The organism is Yoonia sp., from assembly GCF_017854415.1.
GTDB lineage: Bacteria > Pseudomonadota > Alphaproteobacteria > Rhodobacterales > Rhodobacteraceae > Yoonia.
Window position 1 is genome coordinate 1 of record NZ_JAFMHR010000236.1, and the last position, 3,899, is coordinate 3,899.

Sequence of the window (3,899 nt, forward strand, 5' to 3'; positions counted from 1 at the left end):
ATACAAGGCACGCAGATGGAGCCGTCGCAGTCGAGCACGGTTTGTACGTCGTTGATGGTGTTCGGGTTGCCGTCGTCGCAGGGAAGCACGGAAGTGGTGCCGCTGGCACAATCAATGGGGGTACCCAGGCAGGGGACGCAGATAGAGCCATCACAGTCGAGGATGGTTTGCACGTCGTTGATGGTACAGGCGTTGCCGTCGTTGCAGGTAACAACCGAGGTGGTACCAGTGGTGCAGTCGATCGGAATACCCTGGCAAGGCACACAAATGACGGAGTTGTCACAAGCTTCTACGATGACTTCGTCATTTTCGGTGCAGGGGTTGCCGTCGTTGCAGGGCAAGACCACGGTATTGAAGCAGGTGGAAATAGGCGTTCCCTGGCAAGGCACACAGATTATGGTATTGTCACAAGCCTCTACGATGGCTTCGTCATTTTCGGTACAGGGATTGCCATCGTCGCAGGGCAAGACCACGGTGTTGAAACAAGCCGGCGGAGCCGTTCCCTGGCAAGGAACGCAAATGACTGAGTTGTCACAAGCTTCTACGATGGCTTCGTCGTTTTCGGTACAGGGGTCACCATCGTCGCAGGGTAAGACCACGGTGCTGAAGCAGGCTGGTGGCACCGTACCCTGGCAAGGCACACAGATACTGCCGTCGCAATCCAGGATGGTTTGGGTATCATTAATGGTACAGGCGTCGCCGTCGTTGCAGGGCACCACCGAGGTGGTGCCGTTGGAGCAATCCACGGGCGTACCCATACAAGGCACACAAACCGCTCCGTTACAGTCGAGGATGGTGCGCACGTCGTTGATCGTGCAAGGGTCGCCATCGTTGCAGGGCACCACGGAGGTAGTGCCATTGGAGCAATCGACGGGGGTACCCAAACAGGGCACACAAACCGTTCCATTACAATCGAGGATGGTTTGCATATCGTTGGTCGTGCAGGGGTTGCCATCGTTGCAGGGCACTACGGAGGTAGGACCGCTTCCGCAATTGACAGGCACACCGCCACCACAAGGGACACAGACGGAGCCGTCGCAATTCAGCGTGGTTACCGTTTCGCCGGTCGTGCAGGGGTTGAGGTCATCACAAGGCAAAGTCGTCGTCGGACCGCTACCACAGCCAACCGGCGTGCCGCCACCACAGGGGATACAGATGGAGCCATCACAATCCAGGATTGTCTCCGTTTCACCGGTCGTGCAGGGGTTGAGGTCATCGCATGCTTGCACGGTCGTCGTTCCCTGCAGTAATCCCGTACCTGTACAAGTAACTAAATCCGTCATGATGGTAACCATTATGGTATATTCATAACTTATTTGCCCACTCAATAAAGTATTGCAACCAGGATTAGAAACAGGTACGATGTCCACACTTAAATTGCCTCCAAAATCTGGCACAATGCTACCGTTGAGAGGGCTGCCCAAAGGATTTCCGAAATTGAAGGCGGGAGGACTTGTGCCAGGGGCGAAATTAGGTTCTGCTATCAAATTAGTACCCGGCGGACACGTGGCACCTCCACTGTATGCCCCACAGCCATAATAAAGATTGTAAAAGAGTATTGTATGGGGACAAGGACTACCACTATTGGTGTAGTTTGTAATATTGATGACGACCCTGATACCTGTAATCCGTTGGCAAGGGCCTGTGCTTGCCGGCAGAGTGAAATCGTGATGATAGCCTTGGCTGTGAGCTGACGTATTTCCAAGTCCAAGGAACGCTTTCCTGTCAAGCCCTATCATCGCATCTCCCTCGTCTTGGGTTAAAACTATTGGAATTTGAGCTATGGATTGGGTTGAAAAAATCAACACCAATACAAGCGTCAATAGGAAGCAAAGTTTGTTTTGGATATAATGCATATGATGTTAGTCAAGGCTTGTTAGCAGGTTGGATAAATCGTCATTTAATAAAATGTACGCCATACCTAAAATGATCAATTAGATTGAAACGACACGAAAACAGGGATATCACTACAGCCTGGCACAGTGGTAAAGATGCTAAACAGCTGGATGCATACGACCAAAACGCTAATGCCTGGACTACTGGCCGGCAGAACATTAATAAAATAAAATTATGCCGGAAGCCAAGATACACCAATAATAATCGCAAGGTTAGCCATTAATCTTGTTTTTTTACTGAAATACCACTACATCAACACTACATCAACAAACAGAAAGTACCAGAAAGCGCGGGTAGGTTGCGGCTACACCTCAAAAACGACCTCCTCCAGCGGAAACCGGAACCGTTCGCTGTAGACACCTTCGTCGGCAGGAACGCCGGTAGCGATGACCATGCTGATTTCTGCTGGTCGGGGGAGCTTGAGGAAGCGCTTGAGGCGTTTTTCGTCAAAACCTTCCATGGGGCAGGTGGCATAGCCTTCGGCTTGCATGGCGAGCATAAAATTTTGGGCGGCCAGGGCGGCGCTTTTGTGGGTGATGATGCGTGCGTTGGTGTGGGTGGTCCAGCGAACAAAAGGCCCTTGCATGCTCTTAACGGCTACCAGGATGCGGCGCAGGAGGGTCATCAGCCCGAAGGGGTCATGGAGGTAGAGCAAGGGGATATTGCGTTGGTAATATTCTACGGCCCGCTGATCCCGTTTGGTCAGGGGCGTCGAAAAGCTGTGCCGCATATTGGCCAGGATACGGCGGCTGTTCACCTTCCATTTATCGGTGCGGCACACCACTACGACCATTTCCTGGGCGGTGCGGGCCGCACTTTGGTTCATGCACAGGCGGGCAACTTCGGCTTTGGCCGCTGGGGTACGTACCCGAAAAAATTCCCAGGTTTGCAGATTGCTGCTGTTGGGAGCGAGTACCGCCAGGGCCAGGCTTCGCTGAACGGCTTGCTCATCAAAGGGTGCTTCTTCTTCGTATTTGCGTACCGCCCGGCGGGCTTTTACTATTTGGGCAAAAGTTGCTGCTTCCTGATTCATTACCAACTATTTTAATCGTATTTTACGAAGGTAAAGGTAAACCAATGGGGCTGCACCCGTCATTTTTTATTAATTTTAGTTGATGAATAAACACGTTTACACCCATTTCTGGAAGAGAATAGGCGCAACCCATCCCTATTTCGGCGTGCTGACGCATTCGGAATACCGGGTGGATGAGTTGGATGCCGACACGAAGGCGGCGTTCTTTGCCTCCGGACAGCAAACCATCGAGCGGACGGCCAGGATGTTTAATGCTATATGGCCCCAAAAAGGGTTTAATCCCGTTCACGCGCTGGACTTTGGTTGTGGAGTTGGTCGGCTTAGCCTGGCACTAAGTTCCTATTGCCAACAGGTAACGGGGGTGGATGTTTCGGCAGCCATGCTGGCCGAGGCGACCAAAAATGGTGCGGATCAGCAACGCGACAATGTGCGTTTTCAACTCATTCCCGATCAGGCACCTTTTCTAACCCAGCAATACGATTACGTGCAGGCCCACCTCGTTTTTCAGCACATTCCGCCCGCCAATGGCCTACTGCTGCTGGATCATCTGCTGAGCCACCTCACCGCTGGGGGCTTTGCCTATTTTCAATTGACTTACAATAACTTAAGCACCCCGAGCGGGAAATTCCGGCAATATATCCACTTTACTTATCCAGGGATTATCCGTTTTTTACTGGGACAAAAGGATTACGCTTTTCCAATGTTTGATTACGACCTGAATGCGGTATTTGCCCTGTTTCAGCGCCACGGGATCGGCCAGGTTCACCAGCGTTTTGGCACTTCCGGCAACCACCAGTTCGTTAATTTGTACGCGAAGAAAAAGCCGGCACCGCAGCCTTGATGCCGGGTGGTTCTGGGGTTGGATCTGGCTATTAAACGCGATGTTCAGCTGTTCATTCCTCGGTAAACTGCACCGTGCTTTGCCGCTTCCGGTTGACGAACAACTGGGTTACATCCGGCCGGGAATAGT

The 3,899-nt window shown here is 52.0% G+C and carries 3 protein-coding genes; 1 reads left to right on the forward strand and 2 read right to left on the reverse strand.

What is annotated here, in order from left to right; all coding sequences use genetic code 11:
* Positions 1–929: hypothetical protein (locus QZ197_RS15880; RefSeq protein WP_296433206.1), on the reverse strand; the 929-nt coding region annotated here is incomplete at its 3' end.
* A gap of 1,271 nt (positions 930–2,200) precedes the next feature.
* Positions 2,201–2,929: a nitroreductase family protein gene (locus tag QZ197_RS15885; RefSeq protein ID WP_296433209.1), complete on the reverse strand. Its 729-nt coding sequence runs from the start codon at positions 2,927–2,929 to the stop codon at positions 2,201–2,203.
* Between the two features lie 82 nt (positions 2,930–3,011).
* On the opposite strand from QZ197_RS15885, the gene QZ197_RS15890 reads away from it, so the two are divergent.
* A complete protein-coding gene (locus QZ197_RS15890) occupies positions 3,012–3,770 on the forward strand; it encodes a class I SAM-dependent methyltransferase (RefSeq protein ID WP_296433211.1) in 759 nt (252 codons plus the stop codon).
* Positions 3,771–3,899 lie beyond the last annotated feature (129 nt).